Origin of the sequence: Aeoliella straminimaris (genome assembly GCF_024054565.1) — a bacterium.
Lineage (GTDB): Bacteria > Planctomycetota > Planctomycetia > Pirellulales > Lacipirellulaceae > Aeoliella > Aeoliella straminimaris.
In genome coordinates this window covers 87,636-113,482 of the sequence record NZ_JAMXLR010000026.1, presented here as the reverse complement: position 1 = coordinate 113,482, position 25,847 = coordinate 87,636, and the positions used below count along the sequence as shown (strand labels likewise).

Below are 25,847 nucleotides of genomic sequence, written 5' to 3'. Positions count from 1 at the left end.
CGGTCCGCGACCCCCACCGCTACCAAACCAACAGCTTGCAGAGGAAGTAACCCAAGTGGACCGGAGATACATCGCGTTTTTTGCCGCGTCGTTTGCCATCATTATGCTTTGGCAGATGTGGTTTCCGCCGCGTCCGCCGGTAGAGAAGAAAGACGAGGTGGCCGCCGCCGAGCAGCAGGAAGACGCCAAGCCTGCCGAGCAGCAGGGCGACGAGCAGCCTGCTGCGCAAGAAGACGAGCAACCCGCTTCTGAGGAGTCAGAGGGCGACCAGGACGAGGCTGCCGACCCCGACGCGCAGCCACCCCAGCAGCCGGCCATCGCCGCCCCCGTGGTCAACTCTCCTCCCTTTCTGACGCTCGGATCGATTGCTCCCGACGGTAAATATCGCTTTGCGGCCACGTTCAATAGCCACGGGGCGACGATCCATCGACTGGAACTCTCCAGCCTCAGCTATCGCGACCTACACGAACGCTATGGCTTCCTCGGACAACTCGAGCTCATTCCCTCGCAGGGGGGCGTGAAGGTGCAGGTGGTTGTGCCGGGCAGCCCCGCCGCTAACGCCGGCCTGAAGACGGACGACCTGATCACGGCTATCCAGGTGCGAGATGCCCAGCCGGTGGAGATTAACGCCGTTGAGGATCTCAGCCGAGTGCTTCAGGCAACCCGGCCCGGGCAGAGTGTTACGCTCAGCGTCACGCGGGGTGGCGAAAAGCAATCGCTGTCGGCTACGTTGATTCGCAAGCCGCTCGATGTCATTCGCCCCGAACAAGAGAACATCCTGCTGCACAGCAAGACCGTGCCGGACGACTTCGTGCAGCACCCGTCGATGGAAATTTCGCTCACCTCGGTGGGGCCCAAGGAGCCAGCCGCCGGAGTGCTGGCCAAGGCGAACGAGCAACTCCGCACGGGGGTCTGGGCGGTCGACACCTCGAAGGCCGACCAGCTTCGCTTCAGCATGGTGCTGCCCGATCTGGGGCTGGAAGTTATCAAGAGGTTCTCGATACCCGCCGTGCCCGAGGAGCAGCTCAACGACAAGCACTACATGGCCTACCACGTGGACGTGGATGTGTCGGTGCGCAACCTGCTGCCTACACCGCAAACGGTTAGCTACAAGTTGCAGGGGCCCAATGGCCTGCCGATCGAGGGTTTCTGGTACTCCCAGAAGGTTGGTCGTGGTTGGTCGGGATACGGTATTCGCGACGTCGTGATGCGGACCTTCGGTCGTAGCGAGCGGGACTATTCCTGCCGCAACATCGCCGATGACGACATCGATCCGTTTGGCGATGGCGAGTCGCTGGCCTACATCGGCGTCGACGCGCAGTACTTCGCGGCGGCCATGATTCCTCAGAAGCCCGATACAGAGGCTCGCTGGTACGTGAGCTTCGAGCCAGATTTGGCCAGCACCAAACTCGAAGCCAAGAGCAGCTATCAGGAGAAGTACCAGAACGCCAGCTTCACGCTCACCAGCCGTCCGCTCGCTCTGGCGCCCACCGGCGAGGAGGGAGATACCGTTGGCCGCACGAATCAGATGTTTACCGGCCCCAAGCACCCGGACCTGCTGGCAGAGTACCAGTCGCCGGCCGCCCCCAATCATTCCCTCAGCGGGTTCGTTTACTACGGCTGGTTCGGCAACTTGGGCATCCCCCAGGCGATGGTCTGGATTCTCACGTTGTTCTATTCCATCGTGCGAAACTACGGCCTGGCGATCATCCTGCTTACGGTGGTTGTGCGTAGCTGCATGATGCCGCTCAGCCGCAAGCAGGCCAAGAACATGGCGATGATGCAGGAACTCAAGCCTGAGATGGATCACATCGCCTCAAAATACAAGGACAATCCAGAGGCGCGGATGAAGGCCCAGCGCGAGCTGTGGTCGAAGCACAACTACAACCCGATGGGTGGCTGTCTGTTGATGTTCATCCAACTGCCGATCTTCATCGGTTTGTATCGGGCATTGATGGTGGACGTCGACCTGCGCGAGGCGGCACTCATTCCCGGTATCCGGTGGTGCTCGAACCTGGCCGCGCCCGATATGTTCATGAGCTGGAGGAACTTCATCTGGCCGCAATGGTTCCTCAACGGCGAAGGCATGTTCGCCCTGGGGCCGTACCTTAACATCCTGCCGCTGTTGACCGTCAGTCTGTTCCTGCTGCAGCAAAAGATGTTCATGCCGCCGCCGGCGGACGAGCAACAGGAGATGATGCAGAAGGTGATGAAGTTCATGATGCTGTTCATGAGTTTCATGTTCTTCAAGGTCGCCGCCGGATTGTGCTTGTACTTCATCGCCTCGAGCTTGTGGGGCATGGCCGAGCGAAAGCTGGTGCCCAAGCCGAGCATGGGCGGCACCGCGGCCCTGGCCACTGGGCCCACTCCTTCGAGCGACTTGCCCCCGCAGCGCAAGAAGGGCACGCCGAATCCCAACGTCGCCAAGGCAGCCAAGAACAAGAAGAACAAGAAGCGGTAAGCAATTGGCATGGACCTCGACGATACCATCGTGGCCATCGCTTCCGCCGCTGGTGGTTCGCCGCGAGGCGCCGTACGGATCAGTGGCCCCCGGGCCGTGGCTCTTGCCGGCGATCTGGTGGGGGGCTCGCTGCCTGAGCTAACGGTGGCCACGGCCATCGAAGCCCTCATTCCGCTGGACGCCAATCGCCAGTTGCCAGCCACGCTGTTCGTCTGGCCGGGCGAACGGAGTTTCACCCGGCAGCCGACCGTCGAGATTCACACCCTGGGCTCGCCGCCGCTACTGTCGTTGGTAGTCAGTCGGGCTTGCGTGTTGGGCGGACGGTTGGCGCGGCCCGGCGAGTTCACGCTGCGGGCATTTCTGGCCGGGCGGATCGACCTGACACAGGCCGAAGCCGTGCTCGGCGTGATCGACGCCAGTGGCGACCGCGCCCTGCAGACCGCGCTCGCCCAGTTGGCGGGCGGAATGGCTACGCCGCTGGCCGAGCTGCGTGAAGAGCTGCTCTTGCTGCTGGCCGACTTGGAAGCAGGGCTCGACTTCGCCGACGAGGACATCGAGTTCATCGCCCCCGAGGTGCTGGCCCAGCGTCTCGAGACGGTTACCGCGGTCATCGGCCGCCTGGTCCAGCAACTCGTAGGTCGCGGCGTCGCCGACGAAGTGCCCCGTGTGGTGCTGGCGGGCCCGGTGAACGCTGGTAAAAGCAGCCTGTATAATGCCCTGGTGCGACGCTACGGCAGCCATTCGAATTCTGTGGAGGCCATCGAGTCGCCCGAGCCTGGTGCCACGCGCGATTACCTGTCGGCCAGCGTGAAGCTCGAGGGCGTGGAGTGCTCTTTGGTCGACACCGCGGGGGCGGAACTGGTCGCGGGCGATCCTTCCCCCCGCTCGGCCGCCCAGACCAAGCGGCAAGAAGTGTACGCAGCGGCCGACCTGATCGTGCGCTGCAGCGACGCGGCCGAGAAGCCAGCCGACACCGCTGGCGAGCTATTGGTGCGAACCAAGTGCGACCTGGCGAGCGACTCGGCCCCGATGCATTCTGCGATCCACACCAGCGCTGCCACCGGCGCAGGCCTCGACTCCTTGGCCACCGCCATTGCCGAACGACTAACGGCCGGCACCGGCGACCTGGTTCCCAGCACCGCGGTGCGGAGCAGCGGGAGCCTGCATCTGGCCCTGGAAGCGGTAACCGCCGCTCAAGCCCTGGCCGCTTGCGGCGAATCGGAAGAACTGGTGGCTACCGAATTGCGCCTGGCCCTCGACGAACTGGCGCAAGTCGCAGGCGAGGTGTACACCGACGATATCTTAGATCGCGTGTTTAGTCGGTTCTGCATCGGGAAGTGATGGAGAGCGGAATCTCACTTTCTCCCCCAGAGTTTGTAGTTTTCTTACAAAGAGCGTGGGAGAATGTGGGGTGCGGATGCGACTGCCGCCGTGGCCACCTACGCTCCGTATAGCCTGGCGTCGCCGGATGGTGGATGCTGCCGAACTGGCCGTTCGCGCCGATCCAGGCTCTGGCGAGCGTAGCGACGGGCTGCGGGGCGAGTGGGGACTTAAAGAGTATTGGGACAACTCGCCGACCAGGTGGGGAACAACTCGGAGGGTTTTGGGCCGGTGCGGATGAAAAATACTCGAAAAAAACAGAGGATTCCGGTATTCGTGGGGGACAAAACCCTGCGAGTTTTGGGCCCGCGAATGTAGATCCCCCGATGTGGTCCCAAAAAACGCCTGGTGGGACCAAAACTCAATACAGGCGATTGATGAAAAATCGGAACTCGCCGTCGAAAACTCGCTCGTCAGAATTCACGGGAACCGTGTAGCCAGCGGTGAGGATCGAGTTGCCGGCGAACAGGTGGCCGCCCACGGTGGCGTTCAGCAGCGACAGATCGGAGTCGGGCGTGCCGACCTGGAATGGACCGGCCTGCACGACGTCGGCATCGTCGAGCGTCGCGGTGTAGTGCAGTTCGGTGGTCCAGGCCAGACCTTTGAGTCCTGGCCCGGGATGAAAGTTGCGATAGACGAACTTGCCCAGCGAGGCACTGGCCGTAAGCAAGGTTTGGTCGCGTACGCCGCCAACCTGCTGCAGCCCTGCGCCAGTGGTGTTGGCCCAGACCTCGTTGCCGCCGGTATCGACGTCGACAGTTAGAAAGGAGTGCACAAAAAAATCGGACCGCTGCGGCATCCGTAGATAGGCCAGGTACGGAATGACATGCACCGCGTCGTTTCGCACCATGAGCGCGGGGCCGGCGGTGGAGAAAATCTCCAGGTCGTCCGCCGTGGGCAGGGCGATCCCCAGTCCGGCGGCGAGTGCCTGCTGGTCGTCGACCCACAGCAGTACTTTGGGAGCGATGGTCAGGTTACCCCACTCGACGTTCGAGGTATCGAATCCTTCGCCGAAAGTGGTTTCACTGTTGAGTGTGGCCGCCACGGGAATGCGACACTCAATCGAGGCCATACCACCCCAGAACGTCCGTTCGATGCCTGGCGTGAGACGGTTCACGCCAAACCCCGCATCGGTGAAGCGTGCATTGTGGAAGTAGTTGTAGTCGAGGTACACGCGATCCTGCGGCAACGCACTGTTGTTGTCTTGTATCCGTACCCGGCCGACGAGGTCGCCCGGATTCGCGGCCGGCAGCACGAGCTTGTTCACTTCGAAAATCTGGTAGGCTTCGACGCCGGTCATGCTCGCCAGCGTGTCGGTATCGTTGTCGAACACGTCGATCACTTCGCCGGCGTCGACGGCCGTGAAGTTGCCTGTTTGGTCGAGTCCGTTACCGCTGAGCCCGGTGATCACTCCCTCGAGCGGTGCATCGAGCGAAGGAGTGAAGTACGTGCCCTGGGCCGTGTTGTTCGAACCACCTGCAAACACCCAGGTATCGGAGCCAGCGTCGTGATAGATCATCCGCAAGTTGTCGGCCGCACCGATCGAGCCACTGCCCACCGCCTGATGGACGGCCATGCCATACTGCTGGCCTACGATGATGCAGTTGTTGGTATTGCTGAAGAAGTCGCCCAGCATCTTGGGGGCCTGCGTCAAGCGAACCTGATACTGGCCAGTCGCTCGCGGCGGGGCAGGGCGGTCGATCGCCTGCCGTGCCGGAACACCGTTGGGATTGCGGAAGTCGGGACCCAGCCGCTCGATCGGGCCGGGTGTCGGGTCCAGCACGTCGGGCAGGGCAAATTCGTCGTCCTCCTGCACCTCGGTAACGTTGCTGGAACGCGGTACCGGATTGGGAAACACTCGCGGCCCGGCGGGCCGCAACGTCGGAGCCCTGGTGGGATCGGGGCCCACGGCGGGCGGCTGCGACCGCGCGACGCCGGCCACCACCGCGCACGCAAGCAGCACGGCGGTCCGCAGGTAAGTTGGAATGGCAGCGTAAACCACGATAGTCCCCCCGGTCGTGGCGCAGTTTTAGACAAGCTTACAAACTGTATCGACCGTAGGGACTGTGATGGTTAGAGAAGTTGTGCAGCTAACGGTGCAAGCACCAAGGGGCCCGTCGGTGACTCAGGCCTCGTTGGCTTCGAGCTGTTGTGCCAGCTCGTTTGAAAGGTCTTTGAGACGCTCGATCGCCTGCTGCACGCTGGGCAGCTCGCGGCGCGACGGTGGCAACTCGTGTAGTGCGTCGTTGGCGACGTTAATCTGGTCGAATGCCTGCTCGATCAATCCCACCTGTACCAATTGGCGGGCCGAGTGATCAGTGAACTCCTGCAGCAGCGCAAGCGGCTGGGCGTCGTCCGGGCGGGGAATCATCCCCTCGGCCAGCACCTGGGCGCATTGCAGGAACTCGGCCTGAGCAGCAAAGTGATTGTCGGATGCCCTCAGCAAGTCGTGCAGATCGTAGTGAGCCCGAGCCAGGCCCAATCGATAGTCCGTCACACCTGGATTACTGGCCAGCAGTTGCTTGCGATACGCCTCCATGCGCCGAAAACACTCGATGGCGTCCTGGTCGCGTCCGATCTCGTGGTAACTCTCGCCACAGTTCTGCAGCGCCGTGGCCGCGAGATGAACCGCCTGGCGATTGAGCGAAGCAGCCGGCAGCGCACCAAGGATGGAAACGGCCGCCAACCGTTCGCGCAAGGCTTGTTTGTTCAGGGGATCGGCTTCGGCTTCCGACTTTTCTTGGGCCTGTTGAAGCAGCAGTTGAGCGCGGGCTTCGTGACCCAGCGCCAGATCGAGCTTCACCTTGGCCGGTTCGGGGTGGGAGTCCTCCATGGCCAAGCGACGCTCCTCCGCCGAGTCGAGCAGCGTGGTGGCCGCGTCCAGCAACTCGGAGTTGCTGTTCTGCGAATACTGTGCGCTGTGAGCGGTCGCCAGGTTCATCTCGGCGTTGGCCAGCAGGCGTTGCGCTTCGACGTCATCGGGCTTGGCGTCGGCAACCTCTTTCCGCAGTTGGTAGCAGCGTTCGGTCTGCTGGGCGAACGTCGTCAATCCGTGGGCCAGTTGCTGTTCGTCCAGTTCCTGGAACTCTCGCGCGATCGTCATCCGCGTTTGACCCAGTTCGGCGTACTCGCGATGCACCTGGGCCAGCTCGGCGGTCAATCGCCAGCGGTCGTCGGGCGGGGCGGTCTTGAGTTGCTGCTCGTACAGCTTGATGGCCCGCTGGAACGACAGCTCCGCCTCGTCGAGTTCGCCCAGGGCAACCTGCGTCTTGCCAAGCCGCGCGGCAATGCCGGCTACCTTAGCAGGGGCGAGCCGCCCATCGGCAAGCTGCCCCTCAAAGTACTGCTGGGCATTTTGCAGCAGCGTCCGCCGTGTGGCGTCCATCCCTGGAGCATCAACCAGCAGCTCCTCGCTGGCCAGCACCAGGGTGTCGTCGATGGCGGCTTCGAGCTTGTCGGCCTCGGCTTCGGCGAGGTCGAGATGATGCTCGGCTCGCAGGTAGAGCAGCGTCGAAACAACGGTGGCCGCCACCAGCAGGGCAGCCACGGTGCTCCAGAGCACGGCCTCCATGGGATTGCGGCGGGCCCAGGCCGTGGCCTGACGCAGACGGCTGGTCGGGCGGGCGGCGATGGGAAAACCATCGAGGTAACGCCGCAGATCGTCGGCCAGGTCGTCGGCCGAGGCGTATCGATCGCGCGGGTCTTTCTCCAGGCATTTTTGGCAGATCGTACGCAGATCGATCGGCACCGAGTCGGGCAGCGTAGCTGGCGGCAAGCGGCGAACCTGTTCCAGCGTTTGAAACAGCGTGTTGCCAGCAAAGGGAGGTTTGCCCGCGAGCAGCGCGTAGAGCGTGGCCCCCAACGAGTAGATGTCGGTGTGGGTGGATATGGCGGCCGTGTCCCCTTCGGCTTGTTCGGGCGCCATGTAGCTGGGCGTGCCCATCACCTGGCCTGTCATCGTGAGCTGCTCGGCCGCGTTGGTCATCTTGGCCAATCCGAAGTCGGTGAGCCGTGGATGGCCCACTTCGTCCAGCAGGATGTTAGCGGGCTTGATGTCGCGATGGATCACTGCCCGGTCATGCGCGTACTGCACGGCCCGCGCCACCGCTTCGATCAACTCGGCCGACCGCTGGCGGGTGAGTCGCTCGGCCTGGTCGACAAAGCGGTCGAGGCCGCCCCCGGTGATCAGCGGCATCGTGTAGTAATACACTCCGCTCCGCTCGCCCACGTCCTGCACGGCCACGATGCCCGGATGGTCGAGCTTGGCCGCGGCTTCTGCCTCGAGATAGAACCGCGCGGCATCCTGGGGCGAGTGGATGAACTGCTTGGGAATTATCTTGATGGCCACGTCGCGGTTCAGGCTATGCTGATGCGCGCGGTACACGGTGCCCATGCCACCTTTGCCCAGCTCCTCGAGGATTTCGTAGTCGTCGGCCAGCAACCCGGGCCGCTGCTCACCCGCTTGCCGCGGCGTATAGCTGTCGCCTGTGACGAAGTCCACCGTTTCGTGGGGAGAACGTTGGGCCTCGGCGACGGTATCCTGGAATGCATTGGGAGGAACGGCGGGCGATTGGAGGAATCCAGCCTCTTCGGCGGCCCAGAAATCGTTGAGCATTTCGCGGAGACGACTGGTCACGCTTTCGGGTTCTTCGCGGCCGGCCCGCTCTACCAGCGCCTGCGCTGCTTCCGGAGGCAGGTCGATGGCCTCGGCAAACAACTCCTTGGTGCGTTGGATTTCCTCGGGCGTCATCGGCTAGAACGCTTTCATCTGTCGGAGTACCGCGAAGGCTTGTTGGGACGGCCGGCTGATCTGTCGGCCTGTATCGAAGGATACCATTTTGCCGCGATCGAACTCCGCGCATCGAGCCAATGCCCCCGCGCCGAAGCTGTCGAACTGCGGGAATCGCACTCTCTAGCCAGGCGAGAGTTCGCGAAACAGCCATGCCTTGGCGGCGGCAAAATCGGCCTTTACGGTACGGGGCGAGACGTCCAACAGATCGGCCGTTTCTTCGACAGTGTAGCCCCCAAAGTGACGCAGCTCGACGATCTGTGCCTGCCGACTATCGAGTTCGGCCAGTCGCTTCAGGGCGTCGTGCAATGCCAGCACGTCTTGTTGGATCTCGGCATTGCGGTCGGCAATCTGGCCGATGTCGTCGCCGGCCCGCTGACGGTCGCCCCCCCGCTTCAGGGCCCTGCGGCTCCGGGCATGGTCGACCAGGATGTGCCGCATGGCCTTGGCCGCCATCACGTAAAAGTGCTTACGGTTGCTCCAGTCGATGGCCTCCTCGCGGCCGATAAGCTGGATGAACGCGTCATGCACCAGGGCCGTGGCCTGCAGCGTGACGCCGGGGTTTTCCTGCCGGAGCCGTTGCTTGGCCATGGCATGCAGTTTTTGCTCGACCTCGCGATACAGATCGCTGCGCGCGTCCTCATCCCCTCGGCACGCCTGGTGCAAAAGCAGCGTCAGTTCCGTGGGCTCTTCACTCATCGACAGAAATTCCCAACCTTAAGGAGGACACGACTTGCGCCCCAATGCTGCGATTTTACCAGTTAGCTACAGGGATTTGAAGGAATCAGGACATCGGGGTCCACCAGACTTTTTTTGAGAACCTTTGCCCCTGGGGAGCTCTCTCTTCGCTTGGTTAGTTGACAGGCAGCTAACGGAACAAGGCACCAGCAGAAGGGGAAGGACCGATGACCCGCTGGTATTCGGTGGAATCAGGCAAGCCGCTCACCCCTCGATCGGGGCGGCGGGTTGTCCAACAAGCTGCTCTGGGGGAGGTTCGACTGGCGGACATCGCCCAATTGCGACGAATTCGCCGGTCAGCATTGGTTCGCCGAGCGCCCCGCGCTCGGCGGGCCGATGCCACAGGAGGCTAGAGGACTGCGCAGCAATTAAGCTCGCTTGCGAGCCCGCGATTTATTCTTGGTATCCTTTTTCGATTTGCCCGATTTGCCTGCCTTTGCCGGTTTGGCTGAGACGTCGGCCAATTTGGGGGGGCCTGGTTTGACATCGAGTCGTGGCAGTCCGAGCAGATCCAGCTGGCTGCGGCAAGGCGTCTCCTCACCGCTGCAAACGACGCGATGATAGGTTCCGTCGGCGCTGAGCGTGCGTGCGCGCTGATTGTCGGCCAGGTAAACCGGCATGATCTCTTCGACGATCCGTCGCCGTAGTTCGGGGGCTTCGATGGGGAACATTACCTCCACCCGCCGCTCGAAGTTGCGCGGCATCCAGTCGGCACTCGAAGCGAATACTTTTTGCGAGTCGCCCGTACCGAAGATGGCGATGCGGCTGTGCTCGAGGAAGCGATCGACGATGCTCCGCACGCGGATATTCTCCGAGATTCCTGGAAGCCCCGGTTTCAAGCAGCAGATGCCTCGAATCACCAGGTCGATTTCCACGCCCGCCTGACTGGCACGATAAAGTGCGCGGATGGTTGCCGGGTCGACCAACGAGTTGATCTTGGCCAGGATCCGCCCCCCTTTACCTGCCTTGGCCCGTTCAGCTTGCTCGTCAATCAGTTGGATCGTGTAACGATGCAGATCCAGCGGACTGATGATCAGTTTCTTCCAGTCGTAGTTCTGCGAGTAGCCGGTCAGGAAGTTGAACAGGGCCGTGGCATCGTCGGCAATGTCCTTGTCGGCCGTGAACAGTCCAATGTCGGTATAGAGCAGGGCGGTCGTGGGGTTGTAATTGCCGGTGCCCAGATGGACGTAGCGGCGCACTTTCTTGCCTTCCTGCCGCACGACCATGGCCAGCTTGCTGTGGGTCTTCATGGCCATAAAGCCGTACACCACGTGCACACCGGCGCGTTCCATCTGCCGCGCCCAGGAGATGTTGTTCGCTTCGTCGAACCGCGCCTGCAACTCTACCAGCGCCGTGACCTGCTTGCCATTTTCGGCAGCTTCGATCAGGGCTTTGATGATCGGACTGTCGCCACTGGTGCGGTACAGCGTTTGTTTAATGGCCAGTACGTCGGGGTCGCGAGCCGCTTGCTGGACAAACCGGACCACCGGCCCGAACGAGTCGAACGGATGGTGCAGCAGGATATCCCGTTCGGCGATGGTGGCAAACAGGTCATTGCCGGTTCTCAATCCCTCGGGCGAGCGAGGCGTGAAGGGCGGATCGAGTAGGTCGTCGCGGTTGACCAGCTTCTGCAACTCCATCAGACCAGTCATGTCGAGCATGCCGTCGATGGGATAAACCTCGTCGTAGCCGCGCGATTCGCCCTGCGATCCGTTGTGGATGTGCTCCTTCTCGACAATCATGTTGCGAAGCGTGCGGCTCAAGTTGCTGGAGACCTCCAGTCGCACCGCCTCGCTGCGTTGCCGGGCTCGCAGGCGGGCTTCGATGGACCGCAGCATGTCGTCGCCCTCTTGCTCGAGCAGGTCGACGTCCATGTCGCGGGTGACACGGAACGTGCCGTACTCTTCGATGTCGTAGCCACCAAATAGCTGAGAGAGCCGCGTGCCAACCACCTCTTCCAGCAGAATGAACTCGCTAGTGCTGTCTGGGTCGACCGGTACAAACCTCGGCAGCACCTGCGGCAGCTGCACCACGGCGAACATACTGGCTGGCCCGATGCCCGCTCGCCGTTTCAGGTTGGCCGCCAGGTACAGGCCGCGATTGTGAAATCGGGGTGTTGGGTGGCTGGGATCGATGGCCATCGGCGTGACCACCGGAAACACTCGCTGGGTGAAGAACTTGTCCAGCGATTTCTGTTGAACGGAGTTCAGGTCCTTGGAATTCAGCAGGTGAATGCCCGCTCGCTCGAGGTTGGGCAGAATCGACTCGTTCCAGCAGGCGTACTGTTCGCCTACCAGTTCGCGGGTGCGATAGGAGATGTGCTGCAACTGCGTGATGGGTTCCAGGCCATCGGCGGCCACATCCTGCGGCGCGATGCCGCCAAACGTCTGCTCGCGCAGACCCGCCACACGCACCATGAAGAACTCATCCAGGTTCGACGCGAAGATCGCCAGAAATTTGGCGCGTTCCAGCAGCGGGTTTGATACATCCTGCGCTTCTTCCAACACCCGCGCATTGAACTCCAACCAGCTTAACTCGCGGTTGATCACGTGTTCGGGAAGGAATTGTGTGTTGCTCATCTCCGACGCCAACTTGCATGCCGTTGAACTGGCCCCATCGCCAACTGTCTTCCACGGTGGCGACCTTTGTACTCGACTCGTGTCAAACCGAATTCTCTGGGGCTGCCATCAGCGATTGGCGCCCATCGGTTCGGACCGCCGGGAGAATCGTGTGCCCGAAGAGACTCGTCTGACATAGTACCAGTGTAGCCCGCCGATTGGAGCCGGGGGACTTGGGCGATTTTCGCGATTTGGGGCGATTTTGCCGGTTTCGAGCGGTTGTCGGGAGAAAATCGAGAAGAATCGGTACCGTGCTACGGTCCCCAAGGTGGTCGGCGCGGTCGCATCGGCCTGAAGTGCCCGCTCAGACCACTTCGGCGTCGAACACACGCACCTCCGCCCAGCTGTCCTTGTTCGTAGCGATGTACGATTGGTGACGCTCGGACATTTGGTAGGTATCATGCGCGGCGCGGTCCTCGAACAGCAAGTAGAGCGCCACGTCCCAGTCGTTGTCATTTACGGGGCGATCGAATCCCGTCCCCACGACTCCCACGTTGAATGCCAGCACGCCGGGGTGGCCGTCCAACTTCTCCTTGCACTCGGCAACCAACGCTTCCACCGCTTCGGTCGAGCGGTCTTTGAGTTTGAAGTAGACGCAGTGGCTGACGGGACGCTGGGCGGTGTCGGACATCGTGGGATGGAGAGGTTGAAGGTTTAGGTTTGCTCGTGGGTAGTAGCCGGTGCGGGCGCAGGAGGCTGGATTTCGACGGTCCGCTCGGCGCCTTGATCGCTGTTGGGGGAAGGTCCCAGTATGGAAGCGATTTCGTACTCGTCCAACACTTCGCGATCCAATAGCGCTTCAGACAACTCAACAAGCTGATCGTGATATTCCGTCAGGCACCGTTTTGCACGGTCGGCAGCGTTGTGCAGAATCTTCGCCACCTCTTCGTCAATTACCTGCGCGGTGTGCTCGCTGTAGTGTCGGTGTTCCTGGACGATCTCGCGACCGAGGAAGGGGTTGTCGCCGCTTTGCTGGAACGCCACGGGGCCCAAACGCTCGCTCATGCCCCACAGGGTCACCATACGGCGGGCGAGTTCAGTGGCTCGTTTCAGGTCGTTCTCGGCACCGGCGCTGTATTCGTCGAACGTAATCTTCTCGGCTGTCCGTCCACCCAGGGCCATGGCCAGGATGGCATACATGGACGATTCGCTCATGTTGTGGCGATCGGCCTGCGGCACCAGTTGCGTAACGCCCAGTGCGCGGCCTCGCGGGATGATGGTGACTTTATGCACCCGATCGTTCCCCGGCACCTTCCAGGCGACCACCGTATGTCCCGCCTCGTGGTAGGCTGTGATCCGCTTTTCGTCGTCGGTAAGCACGTCGTCGCGGGGGGCCCCCATCAGCACCTTGTCGCGGGCGAACTCGAAGTCATCCATGCTCACATGGTTCTTGTTGTGCCGGGTGGCCCACAGGGCAGCCTCGTTCGACAGGTTGCGAATGTCGGCGCCGGTTAGCCCCACCGTAGCCCGAGCCAGGCGGTCGAAGTCGACGTCCTCGGCCAGCGGGAATTCACGGGTGTGCACTCGGAACAACTCGCGGCGAGCCTCCAGGGAAGGGCGATCGACCGCAATGTGGCGATCGAACCGGCCCGGACGCAGGAGCGCGGGATCGAGTACATCGGGGCGGTTGGTGGCCGCCATGACGATCACGCTGGTGGTGGGCGTGAAGCCGTCCATTTCGCTGAGTATCTGATTGAGCGTCTGTTCCCGCTCGTCGTGTCCGCCGCCCAAGCCGGCGCCACGTTGGCGGCCCACGGCGTCGATTTCGTCGATGAACAGGATGGCCGGCGAGGCCGCTTTGGCCGTCTTGAACAGATCGCGAACCCGGCTGGCACCGACGCCCACGAACAGTTGAATGAACTCCGAGCCACTGATCGAGAAGAACGGCACCCCGGCTTCGCCGGCCACGGCCTTGGCCAGTAACGTCTTGCCAGTGCCTGGGGGGCCCATCAGCAGCACGCCCTTGGGCACGCGGGCGCCCAGGCGTTGAAATCGTTCGGGATCCTTGAGGAAGTCGACCACTTCTTCCAAGTCGCGTTTCACGCCATCCAGTCCGGCGACGTCGTCAAAGGTAATCTGGGGGCCTTCGCCAATCTCGTATCGCTTGGCCGGGCTGCGGGTGACGTTGCCCAGCATGCCGCCGCCCATCATTTGATCGCGTGTGCGTCGCATGAAGAACCACATGCCTACCATGAACGCGATGAACACAGCGAACCAAATGGCATACAGCAGGGCGCCATAGTCGGTGGGTTGTTCGGCACGCACATCGACGCCGTGATCCAACCAGAACTGGGCCACGTCGTGCTCGATGTAGGGGTTCAGAAGCGTGACGACGAATTCCTTCTCCAGTCGCTCCTCGCCGTCCTCAGGTTCCTTTGAAGTGTCGGAGGGCGAATCGCCTTTGGTCTGCGAGTCTGTGGACTGCTTAGTATCCGTTGCCTCCGACTCGGGCTTCGCGGAATCCTGCTGCGGATCTTCTTCATTGGGGGTCGTCGACGCCTCGGAGGGTGCCTCGTCCTCGTTCGCAGCGGGCTCCTCCGAAGGAGTCTCTGTCGATTCACCTGCCTCCGAGGTCGAAGGATCTGATTCGCCACTTGCAGGTTGGTCGGATGGTTTCTCGTCCGACGTGGAGACCTGGTCGCTGGGCGATTGCTCCTGTTGCTCGGTCCCGGCCGCCTGTTGGGCTTTGGAAGCTTCGAGTTCCGACTTCAGCGGGGGAATGCGGAACTGGCCGATGGCCTGCTGTCCCCGCACTTCCAGCGAGCGGACATTGTTCTTCTGCACCTGTTCGTGGAAGAACTGGTAGGTAATTTCCGAGCGGGTCGAGCCCAGCGGGTTGAGCAGAAGCAGGATGCTGGCCAGCACCAGAATAATCAGCAGCCAACTGGGTGGCGGCGTAGTGCGGCCGGGACCCTTCGCCTCGGGCTTCTGGCCGGCCGGACGGGGTCCACCGGGCTTGGGGGCAGGGGCGTTGGGCTTTTCCGGCATGGATCAGTCAGTAACTCGGGGAAATGAAATACACGGGGCTCGTGATAGAAGCGACTTCGGCTGGCCGCTAAAAAACACGCGGCCCAGGCTATTCGCCTTGGGCCGCTGTATTGTAGCGCTGGAGGGCCCGTGGAGTATACCGGGCGAGTCTACCTAATTTGGCCATTTTGGGGCGACAAGCAGGAATGCGACGGAAGTTAGTTCTTTACTTCCTTGCTCGAAACCATCTTGCCTTCCCGGTATTCTCGCTCGAATTGACGCCCATCTTTGGACCAGATGTGCGTGATGCCGTCTCGCAGGCCCTGCTCGAAGGCAATCTCGGTCCGTTTGTTACCCTCTTGATCCCATTCAATCACGGTGCCGTCTCGTTTGCCGTCGACGAAGGGAATCTGGGTCCGCTGTTGTCCGTTGGGGTACCACATCTGCCAGACGCCGTCTCGTTTGCCATCGACATAGTGACTTTCGAGCAGTTTCTGCTCCCCGTCGTCGCCGTATACGACCCACTCGCCCTGACGTCGCCCGTCCGCGTATTCACGCTTGGCCTTAATCGTACCATCGGCCTGATGCACCTCGACGACGCCTTCCGGCTGGCCATCGTCGAAATTCACGGTCTTCGCGGTCTTTCCATCGGGGTGGTAGTACTTCCACTCCCCGGTCGGGGCACCCAATCGGTACTGCCCCTCCACGAACAACTGCCCGTCAGGATAGTACTCCTTATAGGCGCCATCGCTCTTGATGCTGTCGTCCGAAAAACGCACCACGTTGCGGACAACGTACGGCTTTTCTTTCGTGTCGGGATCGTAGTAGTCGGTGATCGCCTTCGCTTCAACCCGCGTGGCGGGGGGCGGCTCGGGCGGTTCGGGCAGGAAGATAGGCGGACCTTTGTAGGGTTCGATGTTCACACTCTCCCGCTGAGGAACGATCTCGGGGGTATCGTCCTTCGTGCCCTCCTCTTCGGAGGGGGCCTGAGCGGAAGCCAGCGAGCCGGCCAGAATCGCGGCGAGCAGCATGGTCAGCAAGCTCGCCTTGGGAGCCTGTCGCAACAGCGTTAACAACTCAATACGCATAGTGTTTCGTGTCTCGTACGGGGAGGCAGTTTGTCGAAAAGGGCCGGCCGCAGCGGCGCACCTCGAACGCGGGGCCACCGGGCTAATCTCTAATATGCCATACGTGCCACGAGGCGTCCACGTTCGAGTCGAACAAGTAGGTTTTAGGACTTTTGCAACGATTGTGCGGCCAGCCGGTGGGCGTCTCAGACACTTTTGGCGATCCAGCCGGGAGGAATGACCGTTTCCTTGGGCACCACCAGGATGCCGTCGCGGACGCAGCAGCCTTGGTCCACATCGATGTCCTCGGTGCTGTTACACGCGACCTTGGCGCCCGCCCCGATGCGGCAATTCTTATCAACGATGGCCCGCTCGACCACAGCCCCTTCGCCGATGCCGAGCCAGGTGCCGCCTCGAGTAGCGTTTTGAGCGACCTGGTCGGGTGTTTCAAAGTAGTCGGCACCCATCACGATGGAGTCGCGGATCGTCACATTCGAGCCAATCTGGCACCGCAAGCCGATGATGCTGTTCTCAATCTTCGCCCCCGGATGAATGGTGCAACCATCGGCAATCAGGCTGCCTTTGATCTCGGCCCCATCGGCCCGTGTGGGGGGCAGGAAGCGTGGCCGGCTGTAGATTGGGGCATCCGCTTCGCCCAGGAAGAATGGAGCATCTGGGCGGCAAAGGGCCAAATTGGCGTCGTAGAATGAGCCGATCGTCCCAATGTCTTCCCAATAGCCATCGAACGGATGCAGTTGCACGTGCTGTTCGGCGATGGCGCGCGGCAGCAGTTCTTTGCCAAAATCGGAGTCGGACGTCGCATTGAGCGCCTCGACCAGCACATCCACCGAAAACAGGTAGATTCCCATGCTGGCCATGCACTCGCGGCCATTGGCCGTAACGCCTAACGAGTCGATCCAACTGGGATCCATGGCCACCTCGTCCAATTGGGCGTCGGTGGTTGGTTTTTCGACGAAACCATTAATCCGGCCCGTCTCATCCACTTTCATGATGCCCAGCCCGGTGGCTTCGTGGCGGTGCACTGGCTTGGCGGCAATGGTGATGGCCGCGCCGCTCTCCTGGTGCGTCTTCAGCATCTCGCTGAAGTCCATGCGATAGAGCTGGTCGCCCGACAAGATGAGTACGTACTTTGTGTTATGGTCGGTGAAATAGCGAATATTCTTCCGCACCGCATCGGCGGTGCCTTGATACCAGCTGGTGTGGTCCTCGGTGGCCAGCGTTTGCTGAGCGGCGAGAATCTCCACCAGGCCCCCGCTGAAGGCATCGAAGCGATAGGTGCCGCGGATGTGACTATGCAGGCTGACCGACAGGAACTGCGTGAGCACAAAGCAGCGATTGATGCCACTGTTAATGCAATTGGAGATCGGAATATCGATCAGGCGGTACTTGCCCGCCAGCGGTACGGCGGGCTTCGAGCGATGCGTAGTGAGCGGTTGCAATCGCGTTCCCCGCCCACCACCTAATATAACTGCAGCGATGCTTCTCATCGTTGGTATCCTTCCTGACTGGCTGCAGGGACTGCCTGCGGCTAGCCTTTTACTACAAAGTTGACGAGTTTGCCGGGCACGACGATCAGCTTCACCAGGTCCTTCCCGCCGATCAATTCGGCCACCTTGGCGTCGGATCGCGCCGCCGACTCGGTTGCGTCTTTATCCGCCCCCGCCGGCACGCTGACCTTGGCTTTGACTTTACCGTTCACCTGAACGGGAATCTCTACCGACTCGTCTTGGGCGAGCGACGCCTCAAACGCCGGCCACGCTTCATAGGCTAGTGTATCTCGATGCCCGAGCACGTGCCACAGTTCTTCAGCAATGTGGGGGGCAAAAGGAGACAACAGCAGCACGAACGGCTCGACGCAAGCTCGCGGTACTTCCTTTTGTTTGGTGAAGAAGTTCACAAATTCCATCATGCGGGCAATCGCAGTGTTGAACGACAACCCGGCGATGTCCTCGGTCACTGCCTTGATAGTCTTATGCAATGTGCGTGCCTGCGCATCAGTGGGCTCGGCATCCGTGATATTCCCGGCCAGAGCCAACTTGTCTGCTCGTTCGTCAACCACCAAGCGCCACGCGCGACCAAGGAAGTTGTACACACCCGAAACACCCTGCATATTCCACGGTTTGGTCGCTTCAAGCGGCCCCATGAACATTTCATACAACCGGAGCGAGTCGGCGCCGTATTCCTTCACCACGTCGTCGGGATTGATGACGTTGCCGCGGCTCTTGGACATCTTCTCGTTGTTCTCACCGAGGATCATGCCCTGGTTCACCAGTTTCTGGAACGGCTCGGGCATGGAGACCACGCCGCGGTCGTACAGCACCTTGTGCCAGAAGCGGGCGTACAGCAAATGCAGCACGGCGTGCTCGGCCCCGCCGACGTACAGGTCGACCGGCATCCACGCCTTCTCGATTTCTGGATCGACAGCCGCTTCGCCGTTCTTGGGGTCGAGGAACCGCAAGTAGTACCAGCAGCTGCCGGCCCATTGCGGCATGGTGTTCGTCTCGCGCTTGTACTTTACCCCGTCGATCACGGGGTACAGCCACTCCTCGGGCGCTTTGTCCAACGGTGGCTCGGGTCGGCCGTGCGGTTTGAAATCTTCGAGGTGCGGCAAGTCGACCGGCAGGTCGCTCTCGTCGACGGCGATCACATGGCCGGTCTTGTTACCGTCCTCGTCCAGCTCGTGCAGGATCGGGAACGGCTCGCCCCAGAACCGCTGCCGGCTGAACAGCCAGTCGCGGAGCTTGTAATTCACCGCTTCGCGGCCGAGGCCACCTGCGGACAGATCAGCTGCAATCTTCTTCTTGAACCCGTCGGTCTTAAGCCCATCATACTCGCCGGAGTTAATGGCCACGCCCGGCTCGGTGTAGACCACCTTGCCGGCAAGGATCTTCTTGGCGTCTTCGTCCGCAATATGTTTCCCCGGTTGGATGACCGCTTGGATAGGGATGTCGAACTTCTCGGCGAACTCGAAGTCGCGTTCATCATGCGCCGGCACTGCCATAATGGCTCCCGTGCCGTAGCTGATCAGCACGTAGTCGGCGACCCAAATCGGCACTTGCTCGCCGTTCACCGGGTTCACGGCGTAGCTGCCGGTGAAGACGCCCGTCTTGTCTTTAGCGAGCTCGGTGCGGTCGAGGTCGCTCTTCATCGCCGCCGCCTCGCAGTACTTGCCAACCTCCTCGGCATTCTCTGACGTGGTGAGACGTTCCACGTACGGATGCTCCGGCGCGATCACCATGTAGGTCGCCCCGTACAGCGTGTCGGGCCGCGTGGTGTAGATGCGGAGGACGTCTGCGCCGGCTTTCTTGGGGTATCCGGACTTCGCGCGGGAGGTCTTCCACGCTTCGAAGTCGTCGCCGATGAAGAAGTCGACCTCGGCGCCGGTGCTCTTGCCAATCCAGTTTCGCTGCAGCGCCTTGATGCCTTCGGACCAATCGAGCAGTTCGAGGTCTTTTTCCAACCGCTCGGCGTAGGCCGTGATGCGGAGCATCCATTGCCGCAGCGGCATGCGGACCACGGGGTGGCCACCCCGTTCGCTCTTGCCGTCGATCACTTCCTCGTTGGCCAGCACCGTCCCCAGCGCCGGACACCAGTTCACCGGTGCTTCGCTCTGAAATGCGAGTCGCTGCTCGTCGACCCACGTGCGGGCGAAGTCGTCCCCCATCTCGGCGACGTGCTCCGGCACTTCGAGCTCTCCAATCGAGCGGCCTCGCTGCTCTCGTTCGTCGAACCACGTGTCGTACAGTTGCAGGAAGATCCACTGCGTCCAGCGGAAGTACTCGACGTCCGTGGTGGCGATCTCGCGGTCCCAGTCGTAGCTGAAACCGAGCATCTTAAGCTGCCGACGGAAGGTATCGATGTTTTGCTCGGTCTGCACACGGGGGTGCTCGCCCGTCTTAATGGCGTGCTCTTCGGCGGGCAGGCCGAACGAGTCGAACCCCATCGGGTGCATCACGGCCTTACCCTGCATGCGGGCCGCGCGGCACATGATGTCGGTCGCCGTGTACCCTTCCGGGTGGCCGACGTGCAGCCCGTTACCGCTGGGGTAGGGGAACATGTCGAGGGCGTAAAACTTCGCTTGCCCCTCGGCTGGCTTGGTGGGCGCGGCAAACGTCTTGTTTTGGTCCCAAAAGGCTTGCCACTTGGGCTCGATGACAGCAGGGTTGTAGCGGGGCATGGATGCAGTGCGGAAAGCGGAGTTGGGAATGCGGGTATTCGCCTGGCCGACGATCTACGCTTCGTCGGAACACTATCGACAATCCACCGATTCTACCGGTTCGCCCCCTGAGCGCAAACCGCCGCGCCCGTTGACGTTCGGGCGACGGGCCAACTACTATACAGGGCTGCTCGCGGGCCACCGGAGAGCACCTACACGCTCGGCGATTCCCACTCCTCAGACCTTGGCGACCATCGTGGAAAAGACCAAAGTTGGCATCATTGGACTCGGCACCGTTGGCACCGGCGTGGCACAGCTGCTGTTGGACCATGGCGACCGCACCGCCCGGCACGCGGGGCGAGTGCTGTGGCTCGAGAAGGCAGTGGTCCGCGATCTCAAGAAGCACCGCGACTGCGACCTGCCCCAGGGCATTCTGACCGACAACGTCGACGAGGTGATTAACGACCCCGAGATCCAGGTTGTCGCCCAACTGATTGGTGGCATCGAGCCGGCGCGGACCATCATGCTCAGGCTGCTCAAGGCGGGCAAGGACGTCGTCACGGCCAACAAGGCCCTGCTGGCTGAGCACGGCGCGGAGATATTCGACGCCGCCCGCGAACTGGGCCGTAGCGTGGCGTTCGAGGCCTCGGTGGCAGGCGGCATCCCGATCATCGCGAACATCGGCCAGTGCCTCAGCGCCAATCAGGTCAGCTCACTGCACGGTATCCTGAACGGCACCAGCAACTTCATCCTGTCGCGGATGCAAGAAGGCGACGACTACGCCGCTGCCGTGGCCGAGGCCCAGCGTCTCGGGTACGCCGAGGCTGATCCCACGATGGACGTTGACGGCACCGACGCCGCGCAGAAACTGTCGATCCTGGCCCACCTAGCGTTTGGCGCCCGGGCGCACTGGAAGGACATACCCTGCACGGGTATCGACACGCTGGACGTGACCGACGTCGAGTACGCTGGCGAGATGGGCTACAAGATCAAACTGCTGGCCGTGGCCGAACTGGTCGATGGTGGGCTCGAGCTGCATGTCTCGCCCACGCTGCTGAAGGCTGGCAGCCCGATGGCCGAGGTAAGTGGTCCGTTCAACGCCGTGCGGGTCGATGCCGACGCCGTAGGCCGACTGATGTTCTACGGTCCGGGCGCGGGGCAAATGCCCACGGCCAGCGCCGTCGTGGCCGACATGATCGACACGGCCGTTGGCCGCACCAAGCTCACCTTCCAGACGCTCGAACTGTGGTCGAATCGCCCGGCCCGCGTGTCGGCCGCCGACTACGCCAACGCCCGCGGCCGGTTCTACCTCCGCGTGGACGTGGAAGACCACCCCGGCGTGCTGGCTCAGATCACCAAGGCGCTGGGCGACCAGGAGATCTCCATTTCGTCCGTCCTGCAGCACGAAGCCACCACGCCCGGCGACGACATCCCGCTAGTCGTGATGACGCACGCCACGACCGAAGGCGCGGCGGCCAAAGCGTGCGAAGCGATCGCATCGCTGAAATGCGTAAGCGGCGCCCCAGTGAGAATGTGGGTCCGGGATTGATCTTCAAATGCATAAATGGTGAACCACAACGGAACGACGGAACAAAGATGGACGAAAAGCAGGCTTTTGACCCCGTTCCTGCCGAAGTGGAACAACTAGCCACGTTGGTTTTAGATGCCGCATTCCAGGTGCATCGAGAGTTGGGACCAGGACTACTAGAGTCCGTCTACGAAAGGTGCCTAAGTTACGAAGTTCGAAAGCGCGGTCTATCCGTCGAGACACAGGTGGTCCTGCCCATTGCCTACGATGGACATACGATCGACGCGGGCTTGCGTCTGGATATGTTGGTTGAAGGAAAAGTCATCGTGGAGATCAAGGCGGTTGAGCAATTGCTGCCGGTTCATGAAGCTCAGATATTTACTTATCTGAAACTTACCCAAAACAGGTTGGGTTTCCTCATAAACTTCGACGTTCCTCTGCTCAAAGAGGGTATTAGGCGAATCGTCCGTTAACACATCAATACGTAGTTCCGTCGTTTCGTCGTGGTTAACTCTTAGCTGATATAGAACTATGAAATACGTCATCATCATCCCCGACGGGGCCGCGGACGAGGCTCAAGAATCCCTTGGTGGAAAGACTCCCCTCGAAGCGGCCGCGACGCCTAACATGGACGCCATCGCCAGTGAGGGCGTGGTCGCCCGGGCTTGTCACACGCCGGATGAGCTTCCCGCGGGCTCGGAAATCGGTAACCTCAGCCTGCTGGGGTACAACCCGTTCGAGCACTTCACCGGCCGCGCGCCGATGGAGGCCGCCGCCCAGGGCATCCAGCTGGCGCCGAATGACTGGGCCATCCGCTGTAACGTTGTCACCGTGGGCGAGACAACTGATGGGCAGATCATGATCGACTTCACCGCCGATCATGTTGCGACCGAGGAGTCGACCTCGCTACTCAAGACGCTGCAAGAACAGGTGGCCACCGATCCCAAGTTCAACGGGGCGCTGGAGTTTGTGCCGGGTGTCAGCTATCGCAACCTCTTGATCTGGCGGGGTGACAAACTGCCGGCGCCGTTCACTGCCGAGACCCGCACCGAGGCACCGCACGACTGGACCGACCTGCCGATTGCCGATGCGTTTCCCCGAGGCCCAGGGAGCGACATACTCGACGAACTGATGACCGCCTCGGCCAAACTATTCGCCCACCACCCGACGAACCTCGCTCGCAAACAAGCCGGCCGGCGGTTGGCGACCAATGTCTGGCTGTGGGGGCAGGGCGGGGCACCGAGCCTTACGCCGTTTGCCGAAAAATACGGCCCCCGCGGGGCGATGATTACCGCGGTCGACCTGCTGCGGGGGATCGCCGCCCTGGTCGGCTGGGACCGCATCGAGGTGCCGGGCGCCACGGGCTACCTGGACACCGATTATGCCGCCAAGGGCCGCTATGCAATCGACGCCCTGGATAAGTACGATATGGTCTGCGTTCACGTCGAAGCCCCCGATGAAGCATCGCACGAGGGGCGCGGCGACGAGAAGGTGAAAGCTATCGAGGCGATCGACCGCGACATCGTTGGCCCGCTGCACGAGGCGCTCGCCAAGCGGGGCGATTGGCGGATGATGATCAGCCCCGACCACCCGACGTTCCTCAGCACCAAGAAACACACGCACGGCTACGTCCCCGTGGCGATGGCCGGCGCCGGCATCGAAGCCGACAACTTCACCGCCTATGGCGATACCAACGCCGCGGAGTCGGAGCTCGCCTTCGACCAAGGCTGGGACGCCATGCAGTGGTTCGTAGCGGACGATTAGACCGCCAAGGACGCCAAGAACGCTAAGAAATCGCCATGAAGGAACCGTCCTCGGAAGTTGATGAACTTGCACATCAGGTAATCGGTGCTGCGATCGAGGTGCATCGATTGCTGGGCGCCGGATTTCTCGAGTCGGTGTATGAGCAAGCACTGGCAATCGAGTTCCTGGAGCGTGGAATTTCATTTGTGCGACAGGCACCAATCGCTCTGGAATACAAGGGACAAAATGTCGGTGAGGCGAGGCTCGACTTTCTGGTAGGTGGAATCCTTGTCGTTGAATTGAAAGCTGTAGAAGCGATCCATCCGATACATCAAGCTCAAGTTATCAACTACTTAAAAGCAACCGGTCACACGCTCGGCCTCCCAATAAACTTCAACGTGTTGAAACTGAAAGACGGCGGAATCAAACGCATTGTGTCAACTTAATGTCCTTGGCGCTCCTGGCGTCCTTGGCGGTTCGAAATCAAGAAACTATGTCACTCATTGTTCAGAAATTCGGTGGTACAAGCGTGGCGGATGCGGAGAAGATTCGCACGGCCGCGCGGCGGGCGATTCGGGCTCATCAGGCCGGTAACCAGGTGGTGATGGTTGTCAGTGCCATGGGCAAGAACACAGACATCCTGGTCGACCTGGCCAACCAGGTTTGTGCCGGCGGCGCTGAGCCCGCGGCCCGTGAGATGGACATGCTGCTCTCCACAGGCGAGCAAGTATCCGTCGCCCTGATGGCGATGGCCATTCACGACCTGGGCGCCAAGGCCGTGAGCCTGACCGGCGGACAGATTGGCATTCGCACCGACAGCTCGCACACCAAGGCCCGCATCCGCTCGATCTCCACCGAGCGGATGAAGAAGCTGCTGGACGATGGCAACATCGTGATCGCCTGCGGATTCCAGGGCATCGACGATGACTGGAACATTACCACACTCGGGCGTGGCGGCAGCGACACTTCGGCCGTGGCCCTGGCCGCAGTGCTGGGCGCCGACCAGTGCGAGATCTACACCGACGTCGACGGCGTGTTCACCACCGATCCACGCCTGGTGGCCGAGGCTCGCAAGATGGACCGTGTAAGTCACGACGAAATGCTCGAGCTCGCCAGCCTCGGAGCGGGTGTGATGCACAGCCGTTCGATTGAGTTCGGCAAGAAGTTCAACGTGCCCATCCATGTGAAGAACAGCGCGGTGTTCACCGACGAACCCGGCACGGTGATTGGCCCCGACAGCGAGTCGGTAGACCGGCCGGTAAGCGGTGCCGCGCTCACCAAGGACGAAGCTCGCATCACCGTTCGCAACGTGCCCGACCAACCTGGTACCAGCTTCGGCATCTTTTCGAGCCTGGCGGCCAAGAATGTGGCGGTCGACATGATTGTGCAGAACGTTGGTGCCGGTGGTACCGCGGATATCAGTTTCACGGTGCCCGAGGGCGACCTGAAGCGAGCCGTGGCCGCGGTGGAATCGGCGGTGGCCGAACTGGGCGGAGGCGATGTCTCGCATGATTCGAACGTGGCGAAAGTCTCTATCGTGGGGCTGGGCATGGCCACGCAGAGCGGCGTGGCCGATCGCATGTTCCGTGCGCTCGCCGAGGAAAGCATCAACATCACCGCCATCACCACCAGCGATATCAAGGTCTCGGTGTTGGTCGAACGTCCCCGCATGACCGACGCCCTGCGTGCGGTGCATCGCGAGTTCGAACTCGACCGACCCCCACACGAGCGTTCGACGTTTGGCGAGCCCGTCGCGAACTCGCCGGTCCGGGTGCACAGTGCCGTCGACGTGGTCGATCGGCTGCAGCAGATGGAAGAGCTCACCATCCACGGCATCGAGCTCGACCCGTCGCAGGCTCGTGTTGCGCTTACGAACGTGACCGACACGCCCGGCATCGCTGCCGAGGTGTTCGAGGCTGTGGCGCGCGAGGGGGTGCTGGTCGATATGATCGTGCAGAGCGTCGGCGAAGAGGGGCACACCAACCTCAGCTTTACCGTTCCACAGGACGACCTGGCCAAAGCCACGACCACTGTGACCGAGCTGATCGACCGGGTCGGTGGCGAAGTCAACAGCACCAACAAGATCGCTATCCTCACGGTTACTGGGGTCGGCATCCGCAGCCATACCGGCGTCGGCACACGGATGTTCCAGGCCCTGAACGCCGCGGGGATCAATGTCGAGATGATCTCGACCAGCGAAGTCCGCGTGAACGTCGTGGTCGACGCCGAAAAGGGCGACGCCGGCCTGGCGGCCCTCAAACAGGCGTTCGCCGACGTCCTGGAGAGCTAGAGCGAAACCACTCAGCCACAGCAGCTTGTGCTCCAGATCATGGGCGGGCCTCCGTCTGGTCCGGATGTCCGTGAATACAGTTGGTGGGC

Annotated in this window: 16 protein-coding genes; 7 read left to right on the top strand and 9 right to left on the bottom strand. The window is 61.7% G+C overall.

Annotated features, from left to right (window positions below):
* Window positions 1-55 precede the first annotated feature (55 nt).
* Complete coding sequence (locus tag NG895_RS07345; RefSeq protein ID WP_252851823.1) at window positions 56-2,461, top strand: YidC/Oxa1 family insertase periplasmic-domain containing protein; 2,406 nt, start codon at window positions 56-58, stop codon at window positions 2,459-2,461.
* A 9-nt stretch (window positions 2,462-2,470) separates the two neighbouring features.
* Window positions 2,471-3,802 (top strand): tRNA modification GTPase, encoded by a 1,332-nt coding sequence (locus NG895_RS07340; RefSeq protein ID WP_252851822.1) that lies wholly within the window; start codon window positions 2,471-2,473, stop codon window positions 3,800-3,802.
* 400 nt (window positions 3,803-4,202) lie between these two features.
* On the opposite strand, the gene NG895_RS07335 is transcribed toward NG895_RS07340, so the two are convergent.
* The 9 genes from NG895_RS07335 to leuS form a co-directional block, all read right to left on the bottom strand.
* Window positions 4,203-5,843 (bottom strand): hypothetical protein, encoded by a 1,641-nt coding sequence (locus NG895_RS07335; protein ID WP_252851821.1) that lies wholly within the window; start codon window positions 5,841-5,843, stop codon window positions 4,203-4,205.
* Between the two features lie 123 nt (window positions 5,844-5,966).
* A complete protein-coding gene (locus tag NG895_RS07330; protein WP_252851820.1) occupies window positions 5,967-8,591 on the bottom strand; it encodes a serine/threonine protein kinase in 2,625 nt (874 codons plus the stop codon).
* Between the two features lie 162 nt (window positions 8,592-8,753).
* On the bottom strand, window positions 8,754-9,329 hold the full coding sequence (locus NG895_RS07325) for an ECF-type sigma factor (protein WP_252851819.1): 576 nt from the start codon (window positions 9,327-9,329) through the stop codon (window positions 8,754-8,756).
* A 407-nt stretch (window positions 9,330-9,736) separates the two neighbouring features.
* A complete protein-coding gene (gene ppk1 / locus NG895_RS07320) occupies window positions 9,737-11,947 on the bottom strand; it encodes a polyphosphate kinase 1 (RefSeq protein WP_252851818.1) in 2,211 nt (736 codons plus the stop codon).
* A 343-nt stretch (window positions 11,948-12,290) separates the two neighbouring features.
* Window positions 12,291-12,617, bottom strand: coding sequence for a Dabb family protein (locus NG895_RS07315; RefSeq protein ID WP_252851817.1), 327 nt, complete (start codon window positions 12,615-12,617; stop codon window positions 12,291-12,293).
* Between the two features lie 23 nt (window positions 12,618-12,640).
* On the bottom strand, window positions 12,641-14,974 hold the full coding sequence (ftsH, locus tag NG895_RS07310) for an ATP-dependent zinc metalloprotease FtsH (RefSeq protein ID WP_252851816.1): 2,334 nt from the start codon (window positions 14,972-14,974) through the stop codon (window positions 12,641-12,643).
* 197 nt (window positions 14,975-15,171) lie between these two features.
* The gene (locus tag NG895_RS07305) at window positions 15,172-16,041 is read right to left on the bottom strand and encodes a toxin-antitoxin system YwqK family antitoxin (RefSeq protein ID WP_252851815.1); all 870 of its coding nucleotides are present in this window, start codon (window positions 16,039-16,041) and stop codon (window positions 15,172-15,174) included.
* A 185-nt stretch (window positions 16,042-16,226) separates the two neighbouring features.
* Complete coding sequence (locus tag NG895_RS07300; protein WP_252851814.1) at window positions 16,227-17,528, bottom strand: glucose-1-phosphate adenylyltransferase; 1,302 nt, start codon at window positions 17,526-17,528, stop codon at window positions 16,227-16,229.
* Between the two features lie 41 nt (window positions 17,529-17,569).
* Window positions 17,570-20,218: a leucine--tRNA ligase gene (leuS, locus tag NG895_RS07295; protein ID WP_252851813.1), complete on the bottom strand. Its 2,649-nt coding sequence runs from the start codon at window positions 20,216-20,218 to the stop codon at window positions 17,570-17,572.
* Between the two features lie 235 nt (window positions 20,219-20,453).
* Between leuS and NG895_RS07290 the strand changes: the two genes are divergently transcribed.
* From NG895_RS07290 to NG895_RS07270, 5 genes are read left to right on the top strand one after another with little or no spacing between them, the layout of a single operon-like run.
* Window positions 20,454-21,746 carry a homoserine dehydrogenase gene (locus NG895_RS07290; RefSeq protein WP_252852055.1) on the top strand — a complete coding sequence of 431 codons (1,293 nt, stop codon included), beginning with the start codon at window positions 20,454-20,456 and terminating at the stop codon, window positions 21,744-21,746.
* Between the two features lie 47 nt (window positions 21,747-21,793).
* Window positions 21,794-22,198 carry a GxxExxY protein gene (locus NG895_RS07285; RefSeq protein ID WP_252851812.1) on the top strand — a complete coding sequence of 135 codons (405 nt, stop codon included), beginning with the start codon at window positions 21,794-21,796 and terminating at the stop codon, window positions 22,196-22,198.
* Between the two features lie 58 nt (window positions 22,199-22,256).
* Window positions 22,257-23,489, top strand: coding sequence for a cofactor-independent phosphoglycerate mutase (locus NG895_RS07280; RefSeq protein ID WP_252851811.1), 1,233 nt, complete (start codon window positions 22,257-22,259; stop codon window positions 23,487-23,489).
* 35 nt (window positions 23,490-23,524) lie between these two features.
* Entirely contained in the window at window positions 23,525-23,914 is a 390-nt protein-coding gene (locus NG895_RS07275; RefSeq protein WP_252851810.1) for a GxxExxY protein, read from the top strand.
* 47 nt (window positions 23,915-23,961) lie between these two features.
* Entirely contained in the window at window positions 23,962-25,758 is a 1,797-nt protein-coding gene (locus NG895_RS07270; protein WP_252851809.1) for an aspartate kinase, read from the top strand.
* The last annotated feature ends 89 nt before the right edge of the window (window positions 25,759-25,847 follow it).